This is a genomic window from Cupriavidus sp. GW823-FHT07B10 (assembly GCF_058794355.1).
Window position 1 is genome coordinate 382,847 of the sequence record NZ_JBXAGS010000003.1, and the last position, 23,262, is coordinate 406,108.

The following is a 23,262-nucleotide window of genomic DNA, read 5'->3' on the forward strand; positions in this document are numbered from 1 at the left end:
CCTGCCAAGGGGAATCGGCAATGAAAGGACCTCGCATCCTGGTGCTTACAAGGTACGGACGGCTTGGCGCATCGTCTCGTTTGCGCGGCCTGCAATTTCTGCCATGGCTGGAACGCGCCGGCCTGTCGGTGACGGTACAGCCGCTGCTATCTGATGCGGTTCTCAGACAGCGCTACAGCCGTGCCGGTTACGTCATCACGTCGCTGCTTCAGTCCTATGCGCGACGTTTGCTCGCGCTGGTCAGGCGGCGAGACTTTGACCTCATCTGGATCGAGAAAGAGGCGCTCCCTTGGTTCCCGGTCTGGCTGGAAAGTGGCCTGTTGAAGGGGGTGCCATATATTCTGGACTACGATGACGCGCAGTTCCATGTCTATGATCTCCATCGTTCCGCACTGGTGCGATCCTTGTACGGTCGTCGTTTGGACACCCTGATGTCGGGCGCCCGCCTGGTCATCGCCGGGAACGAGTACCTGGCGGAGCGCGCAAGGCGCGCAGGCGCGAGTTGGGTCGAGATTGTCCCGACAGTCGTCGAACTGGGCCGCTACACCGTCCAGCGTCGACTGAGCGAGAATCCTGCCACGCCTTTGCGTATTGTCTGGATCGGCTCGCCATCCACTGTCAAGTACCTGGGTGTTCTGAAATCAGCCCTAGCTTCCCTGGCCTACCACCATGAATTCACCCTGCGCGTGATAGGCAGCCAGTTCAGCGCCCCGGGCGTGGATGTGGAATGCATCCCCTGGACCGAAGACACAGAGGCTGCCTCCATTGCGGATTGCGACGTCGGTATCATGCCGCTCGTCGATTCTCCATGGGAACGAGGCAAATGCGGGTACAAGCTGATCCAGTACATGGCATGCGGCCTGCCAGTGATCGCCTCGCCAATAGGGGTCAACCAGGAGATTGTGCGGGATACCTTTAATGGCTTTCTGGCGCGGGGCGAGGCGGACTGGATCTCGAGACTGTCGCTACTGCTCACTAGCGCCGAGCTTCGAGACACCATGGGGAGAGCTGGACGCGGGCTCGTCGAAAACCTCTACTGCGTGCAGAAGGTAGCCCCGAAAATAGCGACCATGTTCTCGCAGGCCGCAACATCAACACGATGACATCCAAACTCATACCTGACACTCCGGCCGGATACGAAAGGGAAGACGGCTAGCCCCGCCAAGAAACTGCGCCTCGGTTCGCTCATGGTTAGACCGGCTCCACCCTGTAGTATCCGGATTACCGGCAACGCCGTCACGGGCAGCGCACCTCATGATCCTCTGCACGTCAGGCCGGACAACTCAAGGCCCAATCCATGGATGTGCGATCCGGGCAAGCGATGCTCCACGCGCCCTGCGTCTGCCGGCGCCTACTCGAACCCCATCTCGCGCAGCATCGCCGCGTTGACCTTGCGCACGTCGTACTTGCTTTCGGCGATCTGGCGCGAGCGCTGGCCCATGTTTACGACTTTTTCCCAGTCCTCTATCAGCTGCATCATGGCCTGCTCCAGCGCGCCGACTGACCTGACCGGCACCAGCAGGCCGTTGTCTCCATCAACCACCGTCTCGCGGCAGCCCGGTGCATCGGTGGTGATGATGGGGCGCCCCATCGCCATGGCTTCGAGCACGGAACGCGGTGTGCCCTCTCCGTAGGAAGGCAGCACGTAGATGTTGCAGCCAGCAATAGCCGGGCGGACGTCGGACAGGCGACCGAGGTAGTCGATGGTTCCATCGGCCACCCATGCGTCAAGTTCCTGCTGGGCGATGGCGTCGGGGCCGTTGTCGATCCAGCCGACCAGGCTGAAGCGCGCTCTGGCGCCCCGTGCCCGGATGCGCCGAGCCGCCTCGGCATACTCGCGCACGCCTTTGTCGCCCAGCAGGCGGGCGATCAGCAGGAAGCGGGGGCTGTCGTCCGGCAAGGGCGCGACTTGGAAGCTGGCGACGTCGACGCCGGAGCCGTTGACGATACACGAACGCCTGTCGGGTGGCAGGATCTCGGACCGGCGGAACAGCGCCTCGTCATCCGGATTCTGGAAAAAGGTGGTATCTGTCCGGCTGAGTGCCAGCGCATACAGCCGCTGCACCACGGCACGCAGGCCGTTCCTGCCCTTGTCCTCGCCAAAGGCGTAGCCCAGCCCCGTGATCAACGCGAAGCGGCGTGGCACACGGGCCAGCCAGGCCGCCAGCATGCCGTAGATGACGGGCTTGATCGTATAGCACATTACGCAGTCAGGCCTGACCCGCCGCATCAGGCGATGCAATGCGAGCAGCGTGCGCGCGTCGGCCAGCGGGTTCTTGCCGTTACGCTCGAGGGGAACGTGATGCACGACCACGCCGCGCGACTCCAGCGCGGCGCGGATGGAGTGTCCCACCGGCATGTCCGGCGCGGCGACATGCATCTCCAGTCCCTTTTCCTGCAATGCCTCCATGAGCGGGCCGCGAAATGCGATCAGCGACTCCGCAAAGCTCGCGATCATCAGAAAGCGCATGCCGGCCTCCAATTGAATTCAACCCGGCAGGCCTGTTCGGGGGAAGTCTGCTGTGCGGTTTCGTGTGCTAACCAAGCCTGGAACATGAGCACACACCACAGCGGATGCTGCCAATTGCGCTGCCCGGAAAGATGTTCTGCCCACCGCCTGCGAACCGGTTCCGGATTCAGATAGCCCTCGCGTCGCAGGCGCTGCCCGTCAAGAAGGTCTTCGGCCCAGTCGCGCAGCGGCCCACGCAGCCAGGCGTCGATCGGGACGCCAAAACCCATCTTCGGCCGCTCGATCAGTTCACTGGGCACGTAGCGGTCAAGCACGCGCCTGAGCGCCCACTTGGTGGTGTATCCGGCACCTTCCCGGCGGATCTTGTAAGCCAGGGGCAGGCGCCAGGCGAACTCGACCACGTGGTGATCGAGGAACGGCACGCGCGTCTCCAGGCTTCGCGCCATAGCCGCGCGGTCGACTTTGGTGAGGATGTCGTCGGGCAGATAGGTCAGCATGTCGGACGCCATCATGCGTTCTACGTCGCTCAGCGTCTCGAGCGAACCCATGGCGCTGTCCAGCACAGAGGCCAGCTCCGTCCCACCTACGACGATTGCCTTCGGGAATTGCCACTGGGAAACCATGCCAAGGTAGAGCTCGGTTGCAGAGCGCGCGGCCATGACGCCGGCACCTTTGTGGACCTTTTCGCCCACGTGGGCCCAGCGCGAAGCCATGGGAAGCGATGCTGCAATCTGATTGATCCGGCGCGGAGAGAGGCGGGTCAGCCCCCATGCCGCTGCGACGCGCACTGGGCGGGGAATGTGAGCAAGTCGATGCCACAGTTCGGCCGTGATCTGGTAGCGGTTATACCCGCCGAACAACTCATCGCCCGCGTCGCCCGAGAGCGACACCTTAACGTGCAGCCTGGCCAGTTCGCTGACAAGCAGCGTCGGGATCTGCGAGGAGTCGGAGAACGGCTCGTCGTAGATCTCGGGCAGCTCCGGGATGACCGCCATCGCATGCTCCGGCGTGACGTACAGCTCGGTATGGCTCGTGCCCAGATGCCGGGCGACGGCCTTCGCGTGCGCGGCTTCGTTGTAGTCCGAGTCATGGAAGCCGATGGAGAATGTGCGGATCGGCTGTGACGACTGGGACTGCATCAGCGCGACCACGGTCGAGGAGTCGACGCCGCCGGAAAGAAAGGCGCCCAGTGGCACGTCCGACATCATCTGGCGGCGCACCGCCTCGCGCAACAGCGCCTCCAGCCTGTCCACCGCTTGTTCGGGGTCACCTGAGAAGGGGTCTTGCTTGCCATTCAGCGCTGCCGCGGCGCCAGACCAGTAGGCGCGCGGCACAGGATCGGGCTCCTGCATGGAGACGGTCAACAGGTGCGCCGGCGGCAGTTTGGCAATGCCGTGGTAGATAGAATGGGCACCGCTCACGTTGTTGTAGCGCATGTACAGGCTCAACGCGTCGCGGTCGATGCGGCCCTCGAATGCCGGATGCGGGCGCAGTGCCTTGAGTTCCGACCCGAAGAGAAAGGTACGGCCTCTGCCTGCCCCTTGCCAGCCGTAGTAGAGCGGCTTCTCGCCGATCCGGTCGCGCGCCAGCGTCAGCGTGCGCGTCTGCCGGTCCCACAATGCAAAGGCGAACATCCCTATGGCGCGCCGGACGGTGGCATCGGCGCCCCAGGCATCGATACCGGCGAGCAGCGTCTCCGTGTCCGAATGCCCTCGCCACTGAGGCGCGGCGCCGACGCCTTCCAGCTCGGCGCGGATTTCGAGATGGTTGTAGATCTCGCCGTTGAACACAATGACGTATCGGCCACTGGCCGCCATCATCGGCTGCTGGCCGGCGGGGGTGAGATCGACAATCGCCAGGCGCCGGTGCGCGAAGCCGAACGGCGCGTGCGGATCGCACCAGAGATCGCCGTGGTCCGGCCCACGGTGGCGGATCCGGCCTGCCATCTCGGACAGCATGGCCGCACGGTCGGGCGGAGCGGCAGGCAAGCCGCCGAGAAATCCTGCGAATCCGCACATCGTTGTCTTCCCCTATCTTCCTGTTACGATCAGACGTCCAGCGCCTGATGCATCTGCACATACCAATGCATCGCCTCGGCCAGGCCGTCGCGAATGCGGTGAGTGGGCCGGTATCCCAGCAGCCGTTTCGCCTTGCCGATGTCCGCCTGGCTGTGGCGCACATCGCCCGCCCGGAAGGCGCGATGGACCGGTTCGGTGTCGGCGGCGATGCCGTAGGGGCCGAGTCCATCGCGAAGAAGCTGGAACAGCGTGCTCAGCGTGGTGCGGTCGCCGACGGCGATGTTGTAGACCTGGCTGTCGCCCTCCCGGCTTTCGCTGGCGGCGGCCAGCAGGTTGGCCTGCACGGCGTTCGCGACGTAGCAGAAGTCACGGCTCGTTTCCCCGTCGCCATTGATGTAGACAGTTTCACGCCGCAGCAGCGCCGCGATCCATCTCGGGATCACGGCCGCATAGGCGCCGTTGGGGTCCTGGCGCGGCCCGAACACATTGAAGTAGCGCAATCCGACGGCATGCACGCCGTAGCAGCGGGCGAAGACGTCTGCGTACAGCTCGTTCGCGTACTTGGTGACCGCATAGGGGCTCAAGGGCTTGCCAATGTTTTCTTCCACCTTCGGCAGGCCCGGGTGGTCGCCGTAGGTGCTGCTGCTTGCCGCATAGACGAAGGTTTTGACCTGGGCGTCGCGGGCGGCGACCAGCATGTTCAGGAAGCCGCTGATGTTGACGCTGTGAGTCGAGATGGGGTCTTCCAGGCTGCGGGGCACGGAGCCGAGAGCCGCCTGATGCAGCACGAAATCCACCGGATACAAGTCGGCGGCTGCTCCCTTGCGTTGGGGCTCGCGAAACAGCATGGCGCTGCGGCAATGCTCGAGGTTGCGGATATCGCCTTCAATGAACTGGAATTTGCCCCACTGCCTGGGCGACACCAGCGCCTCGACCTCGCAGAGATTGCGCCGGTGGCCGGTGGAGAAGTTGTCCAGGCCCACAACGCGCTGGTCTAGCCGCAACAGTGTTTCCAGCAGGTTGCTGCCGATGAATCCGGCGACGCCGGTGACAAGCCACGTGCAAGGCGTGGCAGCCAGGCGGACCTTGAGGTGCGCGTAGGTGTTGGCTTCCATAGGCTTTTCTACCGCTGTGCCGGCTCGGGCGGGTTTCGGGGCGTTCCTACAGGCGTGCGTCGACTTCGCTCCTTGGCAAGATCCCTTTCACGTCGAACAGCACTGCATGGGGCTTGCCGAAGGCCTTGATTGCTCTCACGCCCATGGTGACGAACTGGTGATGGGGCACGGCCAGCACGATCGCGTCGTACTGATCGCACCGCGGAGGCTCGCGCAGGCACGCCAGGCCATATTCCTCCTCGGCTTCCTCGACGTTGATCCAGGGGTCATAGACGTCGATCTCGGCGTTGTAGCCCCGCAGCGTCGTCACGATGTCCACGGCCTTGGTGTTGCGCACGTCCGGACAGTTCTCCTTGAAGGTCAGGCCAAGCACGAGGATGCGGCTGCCGAGCACGGGAATACCCCGACGCAACATGAGCTTCACCACCTCGTCGGCAACGTGGAAGGCCATCTTGTCGTTGATGCGCCTTCCGGCCAGGATCACCTGCGGGTGATAGCCGACCTCCTGCGCCTTATGCGTGAGATAGTAGGGATCGACGCCGATGCAGTGCCCGCCAACCAGGCCCGGGCGGAATGGCAGGAAGTTCCACTTCGTGCCGGCAGCCCTCAGCACTTCGAGCGTGTCGATTCCCAATTTATGGAAGAGCAGGCTGAGTTCGTTCATCAGCGCAATGTTCACGTCCCGCTGGGTGTTCTCGATGACCTTCGCGGCCTCGGCCACGCGAATGCTGCTCGCGCGGTGCGTGCCGGCCACAATGATCTTCCGGTAGAGCTCGTCGATGGCCTCGCTGACCTCGGACGTACTGCCGCTGGTAACCTTACGGATATCCGGCAGCCGGTGCTCCCTGTCGCCCGGGTTGATGCGTTCCGGGCTGTATCCGCAGAAGAAGTCCGCGTTGAATTTCAGGCCGCTATGCCGTTCCAGCACCGGCACGCAGATCTCCTCGGTGGCGCCGGGGTAGACGGTCGATTCGTAGATCACTACGGCGCCTGGCGCCATTGCACGGCCCACTGTCTCGCTCGCCAGGATCAGCGGTGTCAGGTCCGGACGCTTGGCCTTGTCCACCGGCGTGGGTACAGTAACGACAAAGACTTGGCAATCCCTCAGGGCCGCGGGGTCGCTGCTGTAACTCAGGTGGCGCGCGCTGCGCAGGTCATCCGGGCTGACCTCCAGCGTGGCATCCCGGCCGCTGCGCAGCTCATCGATGCGCGCGGCATTGATGTCGAAGCCCACGACGGGCCGCTGCTTGCCGAACTCCACCGCGAGCGGCAGGCCGACGTAACCCAGGCCGATGATGGCGATTTGTGCATTACTGAGGTCCATGGCCGTGATCTCCTGGGTGAGTGAGCCTGCCGGGGCCGGCATGGAAGAGCGGACTTTTGAAGGATTATCCGGGGCGGGCAGCGCTCTGTGCGCGGGGCTTCGTGCCTTGGCGTACAGAAGACCGGATGGATAGCGGGCGCGCCGCGCCTTCAATCGGACCGGGCGAATCGGAAATCTGTGGATACATTGCGCAGCTCGGGCTGTTTCAGTGGATTGGGGAAATACTGGCCCAGGGTTTCTCTTCAGCACCGTTGCCGCCCGCACATTCCCGGGCCGGGCAGCAAGGACAATTGGCTGGCAGCACAACTTGAGACGAAGCTGCCAACCTCGCCCGCAGCCGACCGCTGGGGTCTGGCAACGACGCCGCGCTATGGCTGTCGTTCTAAAGGCTGAATGCGATGCTGCACGCCCGAGGAAAAGGGCAAGGACGGTGCCTCGCCCACTGCGCTCTCATCCTCAGGGATGAGTCCTCCGATCAGACGCCCAAATGCAGCCTGCCCGCTTTCCACCCATTGGCGGCGAACCCGACCAGTGTGCGAGAGCGCACCGAGTAATTGCTTGTGCCTCCCTACGATGCAATAGCTGAGACATGGATGGGGCACCATGTCCGCTCGTATCCATAAAGGAGACTGCTATGAGACCGATCCCGGCCGGGAAGGACTCAGGTGGGGTGGGACTAGGATGGCTCTGTCATGCCATCACATCATGCTTCGTCTTGCTTGGCTCTGTATTGGTGCTGGCCGCACGCGCCGCGTCGCCAGGCACGGATTCTGGGTTGAAGACAAAAATTGCGGCAATCGGACCCGACGCCGTGCCAGACGTGACTGACATGGTACGGTGGGGCCACATGATCAACCTGCCGCTCCCCGTCACCCAGCCCATGTTCAGTACCATCAGTGTTGTCTGACAGGCGCGACAGCATGATCAGGTCCATCCTTGTCATCTGCGTCGGCAACGTTTGCCGCAGCCCGATGGCAGCATGCCTGCTCCGGCGCGCCTTGCCGGACTGCGAGATCGCCTCGGCAGGACTCGCGCCTCCGATTGGCGCGAATGCCGATCCGCGTGCGATCAGGCTGCTGGCAGATGAGGGCTGTGATCTCGCCAGCCATCGCGCGCGCGCCGTCGACGCGATCATGGTGGCAGCTGCCGAGCTGGTCCTGGTGATGGACAACGAACAGCGCACGGAACTGGAGTTGCTCTTTCCGCAAGCCCGGGGAAAGACATACCGCCTTTGCGAATTTGTGCCTGCGGATGTGCCGGATCCGTACGGCGGCTCCCTCAGTATGTTCAACATCGTACTGGGGCTGATCAAGCAAGGCATCGAGACGTGGTCGGCACAGATTGAGGCTGCAACATCCGCACACACCGATGGAGACGCATCTTGAAGACAGTCGGTACACGCGAAGCCGTGTCCAGCGGTCAGGCTGCCTATGCCAAGCCGATTGGCCTGACCGCCTATCTTGATGCTGCGGCAGCTTTGCATCCCCGGTGCCCCGGCATCTGGAAGGTCAGCGGAGACTTCGGCCTGCGTAATAGCCAAAAAAGCCGCAGGGCGCGCAGGCATGATGTGCTTGCGACCATCTAGCAGTGGGCTTCGCAGACGTCGCATGCAGTGTGCGACAACGCACCGAATCGGGGAGCAGCCCCTCCTACGATGCAATCGTCGGGGGGCATGCATATACAGTGCGATGTCCACTGCTATCAGCAAGGAGATCGCCGTGAGACCAGTCAATTGGCGCATTCATTCCCGGGCCTTCGCTAGCGATCGCCATAATGTCCTTTCCAGTCTGGCGATAGTTATTGCTACAGGTCTGCTCGCGGCTTGCGCCGCATCGCCGGGCATGTACTTCGACAACAAGGCGGTAGTGAGTGCAATCGGGCCCGATGTCGTACCCAAGGTGACACCGATCACCCTCGATCTGGTGAAAGCTCAACGCAGTAAGGCTCGTACGGACAACGAGCGGGTCGAGGAACTGTTCGCGACTCCGCAGCCTTATCGGATCGGCCCTGGCGACATCATCTCGGTCGTGGTATGGGACCATCCGGAACTGGTCTTTCCCACCCAGACCTACAGCATCGGAGCCGCCTTTGAGCCCCCCACGTCGACCGGTGGCTCCAACGTGCCTGGCTATGTGGTCAGCGCGCAGGGCGATATTCAGTTCCCCTACGCCGGCGTCATGAAGGTGGCCGGCAGAACGGCAAACGATGTTCGCAATCAGATGGCGCGTGTGCTGTCGCGAGTGGTCAGGGATCCGCAGATGACGGTTCGCGTGCTCGGCTTCCGCAGCCAGCGCGTCTATGTCGACGGCGAGGTCAAGACGCCTGGCATGCAGGCCATCGACGATGCGCCCATGACGCTGGTGGAAGCGCTCAACCGCGCCGGCGGTGTGCTGAACCTGACCGGTGACAACAGCCGCATTCGTGTTACCCGCGGCGAGCGCAGTTGGTATGTCAACATCCCCGCGCTGTTGGCCAAGGGTGTCGATCCGGCCCGCATCATGCTGCGCTCCGGCGATATTGTCCGCGTGGAACAGCGCGAGGACAACAAGATCTTCGTCACCGGCGAAGTGGTGCGCCCGGCCTCCCTGCTGATGCGCAATGGGCGGATGACACTGAACGAGGCGCTTGGCGATGCCGGTGGGGTCAATCCGAGTTCGGCCAATGCGGAGCAGATCTACGTGATCCGCAAGGCGGCCGATGGCGAACCCAATATATTCCACCTGGACGGCAATTCGCCAGCAGCGCTGGCCATCGCCGAGGGTTTCGAGTTGGAACCGAAGGACGTGGTGTATGTGGACGCACGCCAGGTCGTCCGCTGGAGTCGCGTGATCAACCAGCTGATACCGAGTACGCAGCCGGTGTTCAGTGCCACAAGCGCACTGCGATAACGGGACGCGAGAGATGGTTCGCTCAATCCCGGTCATTTGCGTCGGCAACATCTGCCGCAGCCCGATGGCGGCTTGCCTGCCGAGCCGTGTCCGGCCCGCATGCGATGTGGTTTCTGCCGGGCTCGCACCGCCAGTTGGCGCACCCGCCGACCCGAGCGCTGTCAGGTTGCTTGCGAGCGAGGGATACGATCTCGCCGGTCATCGCGCCTGCGCTGCCGATGAAGCGCTCGTAGCGGTGGCAGGCCAGATCCATACGGATGTTCGCCGGGCATGTTCGTTATCGTGCTGGAACTGATCAAGCAGGGCATCGCATCATGGTCTATGCGGCTGGAAGAAGTCGTACCGGCCGATGGTCAAGGAGAGGCATCATGAAAACGGTCAGTACGCGGGACAATGTCCCCGCTGGTGCGGACGATTGCGGCACAGCAGTGGATCTGACCGCCTATCTCGATTTGCTGGTTCGCTATCGCCGGACCTTCCTGTCCGTAGCCGGGCTGGTCGTCGGCGTAGGCCTTGTCTATGCCCTTGTTGCCAAGCCGATCTACCGCGCCGACATGACGGTGCAGGTAGAGGAATTGAGCGGCAATGCCCCCAACAGGCTCGCGGCCGGCGTCTCGCCGGTGTTTGACGTCAAGCCCGCCGCTTCTGCCGAGATCGAACTCCTGCGTTCACGAATGGTGGTCGGCAAGGCGGTCGACAACCTGCGCCTGTATATCGAGGCCGCGCCGCGCTATTTCCCCCTGATTGGTCCGGCCATCTCCAATTTCAACCCGGAGCTGTCGCGCCCGGGGCTGTTTGGATGGGGCGGCTTTGCCTGGGGACATGAGTCGATCACCGTGCCCCAGCTCGACGTGCCTGCGGCGATGGAGGAGCGCAAGATCATGCTGACAGCGCTGGGTGACAACCAGTATCGGGTGCGGTTCGCCAGCGACAATGCCGAGGCTACGGGCACAGTTGGAACGCCGTTGGCAATCACCACCGCCACCGGCACGGTCACCATGCTGGTCAGCCAGCTCGATGGGCGCCCCGGCAGCCAGTTCGTGCTCCGTCGACTGCCTCGCAGCGCGGCCATCACGCGGCTGCAGGAGCGGCTGATGATCGGCGAGCGTGGCAAGCAAAGCGGCGTGCTTGGCGTGTCGCTGGAAGGCATCTCGGCGAGCATGACGGCAGCGGTCCTCAACGAGATCGGCAACGCCTATGTCGACCAGAACATCCGCCGCAAAGCTGCGGAAGCGGAAAAGTCGCTGGCCTTTCTCGAGCAACAGCTACCGGTGCTCAGGCAGCAGGTCGACGCGGCCGAGACCCGTTACAACGCGATGCGCAATCAGCGCGGCACGATCGATCTCAGCGAAGAGTCCAAGCTGATCCTGGGACAATCGGTGCAAATCCAGACCAGGCTGCAGGAATTGCAGCAGAGGCGGCAGGAACTGGCTGCGCGCTTTACTGCGAACCACCCGGCCATTGCACTGATCGATAACCAGATTGCCGGCCTGAACGCTCAGTTGAATGGCGTATCCGGGCGCATCCAGAAGCTGCCGGATGTAGAGCAGAACGTGCTGCGCCTGATGCGCGACGTCAAGGTCAGCACCGAGTCGCTCCAGTCGCTGCTAAACGATGCCCAACAGCTCAGGCTGATCAAGGCGAGCAAGGTGGGCACCGCGCGGATGGTCGACCCGGCGGATGTACCGCTCAAGCCAGTGCGCCCTAACCGGAGGATGATTGCCGGAATGTCATTGGCCATGGGCTTGTTTGCCGGCCTTCTGGTGATCTTTGTGCGCCACGCCCTCGATGGCGGCATCGCCGATGCGGATGAAATCGAGCGGCAGACAGGCATGACCGTCTACTCGACCATCCCCTTCAGCAAGCAGCAGTCGCTGCTGCCATCCGGAGGCGGGCTACTGGCGCTCCAAAAGCCGGACGACCCCGCCATGGAGAGTCTGCGCAGCTTCCGTACCGCGTTGCGGTTCGCCCTTGCAGGCAACAACAGCCGGACGGTGGTGATCAGCGGCCCCGCGCCAGGCGTCGGCAAGTCCTTCATCTGCGCCAACTTCGCCGCGGTTGCCGCAGCCGGGCACCGTGTGGTGCTCATCGATGCCGACCTGCGCCGCGGCGGCTTGCATGGCCTCTTCGAGGCCAAGCGGGGTCCCGGACTGACTGAGCTGCTGATGGGTGCGCCGCTGGAGCACGTCATGCAGCGGCAGGTGGCGCCCGGCCTGGATTTCATCTCGACCGGCACCAAGCCTCCGCACACGGCGGATCTGCTGCTGAGCCCGGGCATGGATTCTCTGCTGGCGCAACTCAAATCGCGCTATGACCTCGTGCTGATCGATACGCCGCCAGTGCTTGCGGCCGCTGACGCCGGCATCCTGGCCAGCAAGGCAGGCGCCGTATTCCTCGTTGCGCGCGCCGAGAAGACCACCGCCGGCGAGCTGATCGCGGCGCAGCGAACCATCCGCCAGGCTGGCGCAGAGGTCAAGGGCGTGCTGTTCAACGGGCTCGTGATCGAGGGACGCTGGTATCGGGCCCACAATTACTTCGGCAAGTATCGCTATCTCGCCGAGTACGGCAATGCACCGACCAAGCAGGCTTAGATAACGGTGGCGGCCGGTACCGGCGCCACCGATGCCTTTCAGCCACCGTCGGCCACCATCATCGGCCTCAGTTTCGTTTCTTCGGCGTTCAACCAGCCATGCCACTTCTCAATGCGCCTGCCGTCTCTTCCGTAGTGATCGCCGGCGCCGGCGGCCTTGGGATAGAGCTCTACGATTATCTGTACCAAGAGGCATTGCGCGGCGGGCCAACCGTGGCTGGCTTCCTTGACGACACGCCAGGCAAGGTTCCCGGTGGGGTCGATGCGCCCAATCTGGGTTCAGTTCGCCAGTTCCGCCCCGCGCCGGGCCAGGCAGTGCTGGTCGCGATCGGCTCCCCGCAGGCGCGGCAGGAGATACTGTCGTGGCTCTTGCAGAACGGGATCACGGTCCCGCTCTATGTGCATGACAAAGCCTTGATCTCGCCCTCCGCCCGTTTGGGCATCGGGGCCCTGATCTTTCCCTTCACCGTCGTCAGCCGGGGCGCGGTGGTGGAAGACGGCGTGGTCGCCAATGTCTTCTCGGGGATTGGCCACGGTGCTCGCGCGGGCGCATGCTCGGTGCTTTCGCCGCACGCCGTGCTCAATGGCAACACCGCGATCGGACCTGGTTGCTTCCTGGGTACACGTGCGACGCTATACCCCGGCATAAGAATCGGCGCGGAATGCGTAGTGGACTCCCATACCGGCGTTTCTGCCAACACCAAAGACCGGCAGTTCATCACTAGCGGGGCTCAGCAGATTACCTCACGCCGCATTCGCGACCAGTGATGAGGGGTAGCCGCGCCGCGACGCAGAGGCGTTCGGATGAACCCCGGCAAGCCAGCAGGCAAGCGGCATTGCACCAGGGCTTCTGCACCGTCGGCCGGCTCATGGAAGCGCCGATGCCCCTTGCGTCTCCAGGCATGTCGGTTACCGCGATGTCAGGCGGCATCGACATCCGGCATGCTGCGCTTGCTGCCCCGGAACCGGGGTGCGGAGAATTCTCCCGCGGCGCTGATACCGTCGCGTGCCAGCACTTTGATGACCGTCTTCCACAGGATCACCACGTCCAGCCACACCGATACGTGGTCGACGTACCACACGTCCAGCCTGAACTTCTCCTCCCAGCTGATGGCGTTGCGTCCGCTGATCTGTGCCAGCCCGGTGATGCCAGGACGAACGTCATGGCGGCGCGCCTGCTCAAGCGAGTAGAGCGGCAGGTATTCCACCAACAGCGGACGCGGGCCCACCAGGCTCATGTCACCCTTGAGGACGTTCCAGAGCTCCGGCAGCTCGTCAAGGCTCGTGGCGCGCAGGAATGCGCCGAATTTCGTCAGCCGTTCGGGATCCGACAGCAGCTCGCCATCCTCGCCGCGGGCGTCAGTCATGGTGCGGAACTTGAGGAGCTCGAATGGCTCGCCGTGAAGCCCTGGCCGCACGTGCCAGAAGAAGACCGGCTTGCCCAGCTTCAGGCGGATTGCGCAAGCCAGGAACAGTAGTGGAACGGCAAGCAGCAGGAGGCCCAGCGAGGCCAGGCAGACGTCAAAGATGCGCTTCATGATGGTTCATCCTGCCGTTGAAATCCGGCCTCAGACGATGAAGGTGGGCACCGCGTCGCCGCATGGAGGGATGCCCGGGGAAGGTGTGAACATTGCAGGCAGAGGCCGCATCCCGCGCCCGCGCCTTGGCCTGGTTTTCGGCCACGCACGCGAGCGCTGACTGCACGCCTCCACTGGCTCAATATAGTCAAGGTGAGAAGCATGCGTTGCGCGGCTATGTGATGGCGGGCACGGAACGCAAATTGCCGGTGCGAGTGGCCTGTGCTACAGGCCCCGGTCACGTTGCTCTGGCGCCTCGCCACCATACACTGGAGTACGGGGCAAGCCTCCGATTCTGTTGGAGAGCGCACCGAGAGATGGGAGCCCTCCCGCTAGAGTAAACGTCGACGCGCAGGCAAGCAGGCGATGCCTTGGGGCGAGACAGGTCCGGAGAACCGAAATGAAAGCAACCACAGCATGCGGCGAGGGTGGCGGCGGAGTCGACGCTACCCCCGCGGCGATCGCGCATCGCCACCTGCTGCATGGCGCCGATGCCATCTGGCAGGAAACCAATTGCTATATCGACCTCTGGGTGGAACTGCTGCATGGCTGGGGGCTCGATCCGCGCGCGGGACTTCCGTTCACGGTTGCCCAGGACTTTGAAGGGGATCACTTCACCTTCTTCAAGTACCCGCAGATGGATCTGGAGACGCTGTACGGAACCGTCGTGCAGGAAATGGCCGTCTACGACACGCTCCAGGCGCACGTCCTGGCCCAGGTCGAACGCGGTCACACCGTACTGCTTGAGGTCGACAGCTATTACCTGCCCGACACGCACGCCACCGCGTACCGGCGCGAGCACGTCAAGACCACCGTGGCCATCGACCGTATCGACAGCCAGGTCCAGCGCCTCTGGTACTACCACAGTCTCGGCTATCACAGCGCGCAGGATGAAGACTATCGCGGCCTGCTGCGGCTTTTGCCTGAACTCAGCGGCAATGGCAATATCCTGTTCCCTTATGCCGAATGCGCGAAGCGCGCGCGGCCATCGCTCGAGTCGTCCGCGCTGGTCGACGCCTCGGTCGCGTTGATGCACTACCACCTGGCCCGGCGCCCTGCAGCCAATCCGGTGGGACGCTGGCGACAAGTGTTCGGCAAGCATATGGACGCGCTGCTGGCACGTGATGAGGCTTACTTCCACTTGTACACCTTCAATTTCCCGCGTCAGCTCGGCGCCAATTTCGAGATGCTGCACCACTGGCTGTGCTGGCTGCGCGAGCAGGGACGCGAGGTGCCCATGGTCGCTATCAACGCCGCACGGACCATCGCGACAGAAAGCAAGGTATTGCAGTTCCGACTGGCGCGTGCGGTGGCACGCCGCCGCGCCGATCCATGCACGGACTGCCTGGATACACTGGAAACCTGCCATGACAGGACCATGGAAGGCCTGATCACTGCCTTCGGTGGCGTCGACAATGATCCGATTGGCCAAAATCAACCATCATAGCCAAGCGAATGTTCCGCGTTGACAGCGTAAATCTCGCCTGAAGGCGGCGGAACAGCATGCCCCCCCACCTTGCCTTCATGCACGAGGCGGACACGCCGGCTGCTGCCCGGCGCAAGGTGGAACCAGTTCTCGGCGGCAATGTAGGCATGATCCTCGATGTGCACCCAGCGAGCGAAGCGCTGGGTTGACACGGTCAGCCACCACTCACCTTCCGCTTGCTCAAGCTGTGCCCGCAAGCTGGGCGCCTTGAGCGCCGCGGCACGGCGGTCGGGCAAATAGACGGCCTGGCTCAGTGGCTCGCCACTGTCAACGGCAAACAGTGTCGCCACCACGACATCATGGGTCGGGGGGCCGAAGCGGTAGGCATAAGTCAGGTCGAAGAAGCGGTCAAGCAACGCAGCGGCCTCCACACGCTCGGCACTGCGGGCCGGCAGGCACAGGCTGTGCCGAGCCTGCGCCACCACCGCCTCGCCATCGCGCAGGCAATCCAGCTCCAGCCACAATGCACGTGGCTGCGGCGTTTCGTTGAGCACGTGCAAGTGCAGTCCGTTGAGCCCTTCGTCCGTAATCAGTACCTGCAGCGGCTGCCAGACTTGCCTCAAGGCATACCAGGCCGATTTGGGACGGCCGCACGCGTCGACAATACCCCAGCCGGCGCCAGGCATCAGGTCCTGCAATTGCCAGACCAGACCACCCGAGCAACTCGACCCGACACGCCGCCATTCGCTGAAGACTTCGGTCATGACGTCCGCGACCACGGCGCGCGACAGCATCAGGTAGCGCCGGGGCTGCTCATACCGCAGGCGCGGCGGATCCACGTCATACAGCACACGCAAGTAGTGCTCGCGCACATCCTCGAAGTCCCACGGCGTGCCGGCGTCGCGCGGCACCGCGGCTTTCCAGCGCGGCGCGTGCAGCGGCGCAGACAAGCCGTACTCCGTCAACGTGCGGTCACCGGGCACATTGGCAAAGGCCAGGCATTCTGAAGCGAAGCGCACTTGCGCCAGGCGTGCGTCGGCCAACGGTCGCTGGTAGGCGCCGACGCCGTAGTAGTGGCTAACGCCCGTGTCGGGCTGGAACGGCCAGCTGCCGCCGGTCGGCGAATTGCTGACATACACCACGTCCGGCCGATGGGCTGCAACCAGGCCCGGAATCAGTTCATCGAACAGCGGTTGCTTCCAGTTGCTGCGCGACGCGCCCAGCATCGCGGCCTGCTGCTCCGCCTCGCTCCCGCCACACAGCACCGCGAGACTCGGATGCGCCCGGGTTGATGTCAGCCAGTCGCTGACTTCACGCGTGATGTCATCGGTAAGACCAATGCCAGGCCCGATGCCGCCATAGTCAAAATTGGCGAACATGAAATCGTGCCATACCAGCAAGCCAAGTTCGTCACAAATTCGGTAAAACGCTTCGCCCGGATAGCAGGTGACGCCGCTGATTCGCACCATGTTCATACCGCCCTGGCGTGCCAGCGCCAGCCAACGCCTGGACGCTTCATCGGTGTCTGCCAGGCCGGGCAGGTCATGGCTTGAGATGCAGGCTCCGCGGCAAAACACCCGCTCGCCGTTGATGCACAGTGCGAAGTGCCCGGACTCGCCAGCACGATCCGACGATACCGTGCGGAAGCCCACCCGGCCGCAGTCGATGGCGCGCCCCTCGATGTTCGCATCGACGCCGTAGAGGCAAGGTTCGCCATGCGTATGCGGCCACCACAGCCTGGGGTGTTCCATGCGCACCGTGCCCACCAAGGTGTGATCGTCAACGCGCGACAGCGAGCCGGGATAGCCGCAACCCTCTGCGTCCCTGGCTTCGAACGATCCCGAAGCCGGCGCGGACGCTGGAAAATGCAGGCGCAGCGTGATGACACCGAGATCGCCCTGCACCTGTCCCCACAGGTCAGCGCGCACCCCATGCAGGATGTCGTCGCTGGCCGGGTCGAGCAATTCCACCGAGCGCCAGGGACCCACCGCATGCACCGGCGGGCACCACCCCGGCATGTGGCCAAGCAGCGTCGTGCGGACGGTGCGCAGCGTCGGCGGCACGATCATTCGCGGCTTCCAGCGCACGGGCCCGCGCTGCTTGCGCAACCATGGATAGAGCGCGCGAAAGCAAAGGTACAGCAGGTTGTCGTCATCCAGGTCGGCCTCGACCTCATGCGCGACGAACATATGCTGCGCGCTCAGCACGAGCTTTCCGTTAAGCCAGGCTTCGGCCACCGTGGCGAGCCCGTTAAAGCGCAGCACGCGGCGGCCACGGCCGGCAAAGCTGACGCGATACCAATGATCATGCAGGTGCAGTGGCGGCGGCGCCGAGTCGTCCCAGCGCCCGGCAGCGCGCAGGGCGCTGGCTACCGTGCCGGGCACGGGTGCTGGCAACCAGGCTGCGGCGGGATCCAGTGCGGCGGGGCTATCGGCTACGCCGGCGGGCATTTGCACCCAGGCCCACTCGCCGCCGAGTGCGGCACTGCCGATGGCGACGCCGGGACGGCTGCCAGGCGATGCCTGCCGAGCGGACGCCGAAGTGCCCGTGTCCGCGTTAGTTTGCGCCTTCATGGACTGCCTTCCCTGAGAAAACCTGACAGGACCGGAACGCCAGCATGGCAGAGCACGCGTGACAACCCGGGACGGCCGCGCCGGGCAAGGCCCCGGCCGCATCCGCCGTCACGGCACCTCATTGGCCGAACGGATGCGGCACGTAAAGTCGTCCAGTCGCGCCGTGCTGGCACGTACTAGATACCTCCGAGCACGTCACGCACCCGCTGGGGCCAGTTCGCCAGCTTGAAGCCGTGATGACGCAGCAGTGCCAGCGTCAGGCGCTCGATGCCAAAGCCCACGCAGCCGGTGTGCGCCGGCGCGCCGTCCACAGTACGCAACGGCCACGCGTGCGCGAAATGGTCCATGTGGTAGTTGAAACTCATGCAAGCCGTGGGTGGCGCGCCATCATTGATCGGCACCAGCAACTCGAACTTAAGCTTTAGCTCGCGCTGGCTGTCGGCCACGATCTTGCCGCCACGCCCAAAGAACGGATCGTTCGCCACGTCAACCTCATGCGGCAAGCCAAGCAGCCTGGCCAGTTGCGTACCACGCTCCATCCATCGTCGACGGAATTCCACGATCTGCTCGGCCGTGCCGAGCCGGACATATTCGCGCTGGCGGAACATCTGCATGCGTGCAGGGTCGATCGAAGGCTCATGGCGGAAGCAATACGTCAACACGTCAACCACCAGCCCTTCCCGAGGCATCGGACCGCGGCTGGCCACCACGGGGTAGACGGGATAGCACGCCGCCGGCGCCAGCACCACATCGGTGGGCTGCTGCTGATCGGCCCATTCCTCACCGTGCTCCAGGCGCGCCAGGAGTCGATGATGCTCGCGATCGCCGCCACAGAAGCAATGCACCGTCCCTGCCAGCTGGGGAAAGCTCTTGAGATACTCACTCGCTTCAAAGTCCTTGCGCGGCATGGCAGGAGGAAATCGCATCACCTCCGCGTCCTGGTCGGCGCCCAGTTTGCTGATCGCGTAGTTCAAGCCGTCGGCAATACTCTCGAACAGTCCGCTACGACCATAAATGCCGTCGACCGTCGTGGGGAAGAGCACGCGGGCGTCAATCAGCGCCTGCCGGTAAGCACGGCGGCCCGTGTCAGGATCCTGCGCCGGCCTGGCCATGGCAGAATGGTCACCCGGGGCAACGGATGCGTCGTCGCCTGGCACGTAAGCGTTGCTGGTATCGTCCATGGACGGCTCCTCAGGCGGACCGGTCGGCCAGTAGCAGATTGGCGGTATTGGTCAATATGCGATCGTTGTTGATCATCAAGGGGGCGGACCACAGATCCCGCAGGTGGCGTCCCAGGCTGAACGGCGTGCCATGCTTGTAGCCCGCCATGCCGCAGACCAGCATCGCGATTTGCACCGCTTCGAGCGCCAGCGACGACACGCTGGTCTTGAGCCCGTTCATTTCCGCCGCCAGGTTGAAAATTGCCGACACACTCTGGCTTGCATGACGCTGGCGTTGGTGAGCCAACGCCAGTTCCAGCCGCCCCTCCAGCATCTGGATAATGGCAACCGCTTCGGCCACGCGCGTAGCCGAGGGCGGAAGCGTGCCAGGCCGGGCGCGCGCCTGGCCCTGGAACAGCACCTTGGCGCGCTGAACCGCATCCGCGGCGATACCGGTCCACAGGGCAGACCACAAGATGTGCGACACGGGGGTCATGGTGACGTCGGCAATCTCGCCGAACGACACGGGCAGGATCTGATCGGTATGCCCGCGGGCTTCCAGCCGGAATCCATTGCTGCAGGTGCCGCGCATGCCCAGGGTATCCCAGGTGGAGAGACTTTCCAGTACGTAGTCTGGCTTGAGCACGCTTACCATGACCTGGTCCGATGGCGAGGCATCGGGATGGCGGCGTGCCGTGACGAGGATCCCGTCGGCATGGGCGCCATAGGAAATGGTCGGAGCCATCTTGAGCAAGTACAGGTTGCCGCCATCGGCGTTGACCGCGCAGCCGCTGCTGCGCAAGGCACCGCCAATCGCCTCTTCGGACGTGGCCGAAGCCAGCAGCAATTGTTCGCTGGCCAGGCGCTGCAATAGCTGCGCGTGCCACGAGCTGGTGCTCGCATGATTGACCAGGCATGCCACCTGTATCTGGTGCATGGCGTAGATCATTCCCGTCGAGGCACAGGCACCGCCCAGCACGCGGCAGACCGCTGCGATCGTTTCCAGCGACGCGCCATCACCGCCACAGGCTGGCGGCACCATGGCGCCCAGCAACCTCTGCTCACGCAAGACTGCAAACGCCTGGTGCGGAAAACACGCATCGGCGTCGACCTGGTCTGCATGCCTGGCTGCTTCTGCCGCGGCCAGGCGCGCTCCGGCCAGCAAGTGTGCGGCGTCAGCAGTCTCTGCGCGCGGAAAGGCCTGCTCGACGCTGGCGAGGACCGGGCTCATGCCGCCTCCTGCTCTTGTTTGATCTGCTCGGTCGCCGCAGCCAGTGTGCTGATGCTGCGGAACAGCTGGCGAGTCAGCATGCGGTCAGGTATCTCGATGCCGAAGGTATTTTCGATCGCGAGCATGACTTGCACCGTTGCCAGTGATGACAGTCCCGCTTCGTATAAATCGGCCTGGTCGTCCAGCGATTCAACTGGTACGTCAAGTCGGGCCACTTCCAAAAGTATGGTGCGTATCGCTGCTCGCATGCTGGGCTCCAGGTTGAGGTACAACGCCTTGGAGACCTATTGAGCCTGAGCGTCGCACGCGCATCAGTGCGTTTTCACACCAATGCGCGTGCTCAGAACGTCCGCCAAACGCCCGCAGAAACAGGTACACCCACACAAATGGCGGTGCGGTTTCTGGCGTGCTTTGGCATGCGTCAGTTTTTCCCTACCCGATCGGCTTGACCGGCCAATGCGGGAGGCTTCGCTACCGCTCGTGGCAACGGCATCCCCAGATAAGGATTGATGGTATTGAAGTCCGCCCGGTTGCTGCGCCGGGGCATGACACCGTTGAGGATGCCACCGGCCAGCCTGGCATTGGCGTGCGCCAGGCGCTTGAGGGTTTCATCGACCTGCGCCGTCGCCGTGACATCGGCGCGCACCACCACCAGCGTGGAACCCGCCAGGTTGGCCACCAGCGTGGCATCGGCCACCGCCATCACCGGCGGCGTGTCCACCAGCACCAGGTCGAAGCGCCCCGCGCACAGCCGCAGGGATTCCGCCAGCGCGGGCAGCATCAGCAGCTCGGACGGATTGGCCGGCACCGCGCCGCGGCTGAGCAGGAACAGGCCATTGACCACACTCGGCTTGACCGCGTCGGCGATCGCGCTGCGGCCAGCGAGCACTTCTGCCAGCCCGGGCTCGGCAGGCAGGTCGAACCAGTCCGCCACGCGGCCGCGGCGCAGGTCGGCGTCGACCAGCAGCACGCGCTGGCCGGCTTCGGCGAACAGCACCGCGAGGTTAACCGCGGCGAAGGTCTTGCCGGCGCTGGCGGCGGGGCTGGTCACCGCAACCACGCAGTTGGGTGCATCGCGCAACGCGAAATGCAGCGCCGCCCGCAGCGTGCGCAGGCCTTCCACGGCAAGCGAATGCGGGGCGCGCCGCGCCAGCAGGAACTGGTCGTGCAGGCCCTGGCGCAGCAGCCGTTCGGCGCGCGCGCGTTCGTCCTCGGGCGCGGCGGCCGTGGCGGCGTCGATCACGCTGGTGACAGACTCCGGCCAGCCGAGGCGCACATTGGGCGGCAGCACAAAGCCGGAGGCGATGCCCAGGCGGCGCTTGGCTTCGACCAGCCGTTCCAGCTCGGTCTGCTCGTTGCTGAAGGCGATGTCGCCCAGCATGGCCATGCCCAGGCGCTGTTCCGCATCGGCGGCGCTGGCCACCGACGGGCGCATGCGCTGGCGCAGGTTGACCGCGGCCACGCCCAGGCACAGGCCGAGCAAGGCGCCGGCGGAGGCGAACGGCCACGCGCCGAGACCGACCGGTGTGACCGGCGCGATCGCGGCATCGACCACGCGCATCTGGGTAGAGCTGTCGGACAGCATCAGCGACAGCTGCTCGACCTTGCTGCGCAAGGACATGTACATGTCCTCGGCCACCTTGACGTCACGCGTGAGCGCCACCGATTCACGCTCGGAGGCCGACAGGGTCTGCATACGCGCGTCGATCTCCGCGCGCTCGCGAGTCATCTGCTGGATCTGGCTGTCGACGGTGCGGACCTCGTTGGCCTCGGGCGTGAAGCGCTGGAGCAGCCGCGTGCGCTCAAGCTTGAGCGCTGCGATCTGGCGCTGGTACTCCATGCTGTTGCTGAGGAACGACTGCGCGTCGCGGCTGGGCTGCAGCGAACCCGTGCGCGCGCGGTAGCGCGTGAGCGCCTCTTCGGCGCGCGTGAGTTCGCTCTGCACGCGCGGCAGCTCGCCCGAGAGGAACGCGAGCGTGCCGGCCGCGTCCTGGCGGCGCTTGTCGGTCTGGCCGTCGATATAGGCGCGCGTGACCCCGTTGACGAGTTGGGCGGCAAGCTGGCGGTCCGGGTATTGCCAGCTCACGCGCACGGTGCCGCCCGGCGCGGTCAGGGGGTCGGCCGCGCCGCCCAGGCTCGCCGGGGTTTCACTGCGTTCGCTTTCCACCGTGAGCCCGCGGCGCACGGACTCGGCGGTGCGGGCCAGGTCGTGCCGCGTGAGCTGGAAGCGCGTACCGGGCCCGGCCTCGATCTTGTCCACGCGCAGCACAATGCCGTTGGCCATCGCAGTCTCGCCGGCCCGCCCTTCCAGCAGCAAGGTGTCCTGCTGCATCAGGCGGTAGCGGCCGTCGCTGCGCACCTCGAAGGTGAGTGGCTGGTCTACCAGCGCCTCGGGCACGGTCATGCTGGCGATTACCAGACGCTCGCCGCCCCAGGCATAGCCCAGGCTGGCAGGCCAGGTGCCGCGCGGCTGGCCGGGTGTGGAAAAGCGCTGGACCAGCGCGCCCAGCAGCGGCGCACGCAGCGGCTGCGCGGTGATATCGAGCCGCAGCCGCTCCACCACCGGACCGACCACGGCGCGGCTCTTGAGCAGGCCCGCGTCGAAGGCCGCCGGGCCCTGCATCTGGGCGACGCTGCGCATGCCGCCATCGCGCCCCTCAACCTGCACCAGCGCCTGCGCGCGATACTGCGGCGGCGCCGACAGCGCCACCAGCAAGCCTGCGGCCGCACCGGCCACGCCAGCCGCGGCGATCCAGCCGAGGTGGTCCATCAGCGCGCGCGCCTGCGTGGTGCCCGGCTGGGCCTCACGGCGCGGGGTGGCGCTCTCAGCCGGTCCACCGGCATATGACAGTCTGCTCACGAGTACGGCTCCTCAAATGGGATAGGCGCG

General features: G+C 64.6%; 18 protein-coding genes. 8 read left to right on the forward strand and 10 right to left on the reverse strand.

Annotated elements, in window-relative coordinates:
- The first annotated feature begins 20 nt into the window (after positions 1-20).
- On the forward strand, positions 21-1,103 hold the full coding sequence (locus tag AC1Q6V_RS09535; RefSeq protein WP_058697726.1) for a glycosyltransferase family 4 protein: 1,083 nt from the start codon (positions 21-23) through the stop codon (positions 1,101-1,103).
- Positions 1,104-1,351: 248 nt separating this feature from the next.
- Here AC1Q6V_RS09535 and AC1Q6V_RS09540 read toward each other — a convergent pair whose 3' ends face one another.
- The 4 genes from AC1Q6V_RS09540 to tviB are packed head-to-tail and all read right to left on the reverse strand — an operon-like array spanning position 1,352 to position 6,927.
- Positions 1,352-2,470, reverse strand: a complete 1,119-nt coding sequence (locus tag AC1Q6V_RS09540) for a glycosyltransferase family 4 protein (protein WP_058697728.1) — start codon at positions 2,468-2,470, stop codon at positions 1,352-1,354.
- A complete protein-coding gene (gene asnB, locus AC1Q6V_RS09545) occupies positions 2,458-4,488 on the reverse strand; it encodes an asparagine synthase (glutamine-hydrolyzing) (protein ID WP_058697725.1) in 2,031 nt (676 codons plus the stop codon). Before asnB ends, AC1Q6V_RS09540 begins: the two co-directional genes overlap by 13 nt.
- Before the next feature lie 29 nt (positions 4,489-4,517).
- On the reverse strand, positions 4,518-5,603 hold the full coding sequence (locus tag AC1Q6V_RS09550) for an SDR family oxidoreductase (RefSeq protein WP_454750618.1): 1,086 nt from the start codon (positions 5,601-5,603) through the stop codon (positions 4,518-4,520).
- 46 nt (positions 5,604-5,649) lie between these two features.
- Positions 5,650-6,927, reverse strand: coding sequence for a Vi polysaccharide biosynthesis UDP-N-acetylglucosamine C-6 dehydrogenase TviB (tviB, locus tag AC1Q6V_RS09555; protein ID WP_058697723.1), 1,278 nt, complete (start codon positions 6,925-6,927; stop codon positions 5,650-5,652).
- Positions 6,928-7,847: 920 nt separating this feature from the next.
- Here tviB and AC1Q6V_RS09560 point away from each other — a divergent pair.
- From AC1Q6V_RS09560 to AC1Q6V_RS09585, 6 genes are all read left to right on the forward strand, one after another.
- A complete protein-coding gene (locus AC1Q6V_RS09560; RefSeq protein WP_058697721.1) occupies positions 7,848-8,312 on the forward strand; it encodes a low molecular weight protein-tyrosine-phosphatase in 465 nt (154 codons plus the stop codon).
- The gene (locus tag AC1Q6V_RS09565) at positions 8,309-8,512 is read left to right on the forward strand and encodes a hypothetical protein (protein WP_143010706.1); all 204 of its coding nucleotides are present in this window, start codon (positions 8,309-8,311) and stop codon (positions 8,510-8,512) included. The genes AC1Q6V_RS09560 and AC1Q6V_RS09565 overlap by 4 nt, the downstream gene beginning before the upstream one ends.
- Positions 8,513-8,603: 91 nt before the next feature.
- On the forward strand, positions 8,604-9,815 hold the full coding sequence (locus AC1Q6V_RS09570; RefSeq protein WP_459543562.1) for a polysaccharide biosynthesis/export family protein: 1,212 nt from the start codon (positions 8,604-8,606) through the stop codon (positions 9,813-9,815).
- Between the two features lie 64 nt (positions 9,816-9,879).
- Entirely contained in the window at positions 9,880-10,110 is a 231-nt protein-coding gene (locus tag AC1Q6V_RS09575) for a hypothetical protein (protein ID WP_492350764.1), read from the forward strand.
- Positions 10,111-10,183: 73 nt separating this feature from the next.
- Positions 10,184-12,406 carry a polysaccharide biosynthesis tyrosine autokinase gene (locus tag AC1Q6V_RS09580; protein WP_058697718.1) on the forward strand — a complete coding sequence of 741 codons (2,223 nt, stop codon included), beginning with the start codon at positions 10,184-10,186 and terminating at the stop codon, positions 12,404-12,406.
- A gap of 98 nt (positions 12,407-12,504) precedes the next feature.
- Entirely contained in the window at positions 12,505-13,173 is a 669-nt protein-coding gene (locus tag AC1Q6V_RS09585) for an acetyltransferase (RefSeq protein WP_058697717.1), read from the forward strand.
- Positions 13,174-13,325: 152 nt separating this feature from the next.
- On the opposite strand, the gene AC1Q6V_RS09590 is transcribed toward AC1Q6V_RS09585, so the two are convergent.
- Positions 13,326-13,943: a sugar transferase gene (locus AC1Q6V_RS09590; RefSeq protein WP_454750616.1), complete on the reverse strand. Its 618-nt coding sequence runs from the start codon at positions 13,941-13,943 to the stop codon at positions 13,326-13,328.
- Positions 13,944-14,382: 439 nt separating this feature from the next.
- On the opposite strand from AC1Q6V_RS09590, the gene AC1Q6V_RS09595 reads away from it, so the two are divergent.
- Positions 14,383-15,429 (forward strand): DUF1839 family protein, encoded by a 1,047-nt coding sequence (locus AC1Q6V_RS09595; protein WP_058697715.1) that lies wholly within the window; start codon positions 14,383-14,385, stop codon positions 15,427-15,429.
- Here the strand turns inward: AC1Q6V_RS09595 and AC1Q6V_RS09600 are convergent.
- The 5 genes from AC1Q6V_RS09600 to AC1Q6V_RS09620 form a co-directional block, all read right to left on the reverse strand.
- The gene (locus tag AC1Q6V_RS09600) at positions 15,417-17,981 is read right to left on the reverse strand and encodes a glycosyl hydrolase 2 galactose-binding domain-containing protein (RefSeq protein WP_058697714.1); all 2,565 of its coding nucleotides are present in this window, start codon (positions 17,979-17,981) and stop codon (positions 15,417-15,419) included. The genes AC1Q6V_RS09595 and AC1Q6V_RS09600 overlap by 13 nt on opposite strands.
- A 176-nt stretch (positions 17,982-18,157) precedes the next feature.
- Positions 18,158-19,162: an amino acid--[acyl-carrier-protein] ligase gene (locus AC1Q6V_RS09605; RefSeq protein ID WP_058697713.1), complete on the reverse strand. Its 1,005-nt coding sequence runs from the start codon at positions 19,160-19,162 to the stop codon at positions 18,158-18,160.
- A gap of 10 nt (positions 19,163-19,172) precedes the next feature.
- Complete coding sequence (locus AC1Q6V_RS09610; RefSeq protein WP_010811136.1) at positions 19,173-20,372, reverse strand: acyl-CoA dehydrogenase family protein; 1,200 nt, start codon at positions 20,370-20,372, stop codon at positions 19,173-19,175.
- Positions 20,369-20,620 carry an acyl carrier protein gene (locus AC1Q6V_RS09615; protein ID WP_010811137.1) on the reverse strand — a complete coding sequence of 84 codons (252 nt, stop codon included), beginning with the start codon at positions 20,618-20,620 and terminating at the stop codon, positions 20,369-20,371. Before AC1Q6V_RS09615 ends, AC1Q6V_RS09610 begins: the two co-directional genes overlap by 4 nt.
- Before the next feature lie 173 nt (positions 20,621-20,793).
- Positions 20,794-23,232: a polysaccharide biosynthesis tyrosine autokinase gene (locus AC1Q6V_RS09620; protein ID WP_058697712.1), complete on the reverse strand. Its 2,439-nt coding sequence runs from the start codon at positions 23,230-23,232 to the stop codon at positions 20,794-20,796.
- Positions 23,233-23,262 lie beyond the last annotated feature (30 nt).

What these genes read in the sequence shown, in the direction of transcription:
- AC1Q6V_RS09535 (WP_058697726.1), top strand. Translation starts at nt 21, where the DNA reads ATGAAAGGACCTCGCATCCTGGTGCTTACAAGGTACGGACGGCTTGGC.
- AC1Q6V_RS09540 (WP_058697728.1), bottom strand. Translation starts at nt 2,470, where the DNA reads ATGCGCTTTCTGATGATCGCGAGCTTTGCGGAGTCGCTGATCGCATTT.
- asnB (WP_058697725.1), bottom strand. Translation starts at nt 4,488, where the DNA reads ATGTGCGGATTCGCAGGATTTCTCGGCGGCTTGCCTGCCGCTCCGCCC.
- AC1Q6V_RS09550 (WP_454750618.1), bottom strand. Translation starts at nt 5,603, where the DNA reads ATGGAAGCCAACACCTACGCGCACCTCAAGGTCCGCCTGGCTGCCACG.
- tviB (WP_058697723.1), bottom strand. Translation starts at nt 6,927, where the DNA reads ATGGACCTCAGTAATGCACAAATCGCCATCATCGGCCTGGGTTACGTC.
- AC1Q6V_RS09560 (WP_058697721.1), top strand. Translation starts at nt 7,848, where the DNA reads ATGATCAGGTCCATCCTTGTCATCTGCGTCGGCAACGTTTGCCGCAGC.
- AC1Q6V_RS09575 (WP_492350764.1), top strand. Translation starts at nt 9,880, where the DNA reads ATGGCGGCTTGCCTGCCGAGCCGTGTCCGGCCCGCATGCGATGTGGTT.
- AC1Q6V_RS09580 (WP_058697718.1), top strand. Translation starts at nt 10,184, where the DNA reads ATGAAAACGGTCAGTACGCGGGACAATGTCCCCGCTGGTGCGGACGAT.
- AC1Q6V_RS09585 (WP_058697717.1), top strand. Translation starts at nt 12,505, where the DNA reads ATGCCACTTCTCAATGCGCCTGCCGTCTCTTCCGTAGTGATCGCCGGC.
- AC1Q6V_RS09590 (WP_454750616.1), bottom strand. Translation starts at nt 13,943, where the DNA reads ATGAAGCGCATCTTTGACGTCTGCCTGGCCTCGCTGGGCCTCCTGCTG.
- AC1Q6V_RS09595 (WP_058697715.1), top strand. Translation starts at nt 14,383, where the DNA reads ATGAAAGCAACCACAGCATGCGGCGAGGGTGGCGGCGGAGTCGACGCT.
- AC1Q6V_RS09600 (WP_058697714.1), bottom strand. Translation starts at nt 17,981, where the DNA reads ATGAAGGCGCAAACTAACGCGGACACGGGCACTTCGGCGTCCGCTCGG.
- AC1Q6V_RS09605 (WP_058697713.1), bottom strand. Translation starts at nt 19,162, where the DNA reads ATGGACGATACCAGCAACGCTTACGTGCCAGGCGACGACGCATCCGTT.
- AC1Q6V_RS09610 (WP_010811136.1), bottom strand. Translation starts at nt 20,372, where the DNA reads ATGAGCCCGGTCCTCGCCAGCGTCGAGCAGGCCTTTCCGCGCGCAGAG.
- AC1Q6V_RS09615 (WP_010811137.1), bottom strand. Translation starts at nt 20,620, where the DNA reads ATGCGAGCAGCGATACGCACCATACTTTTGGAAGTGGCCCGACTTGAC.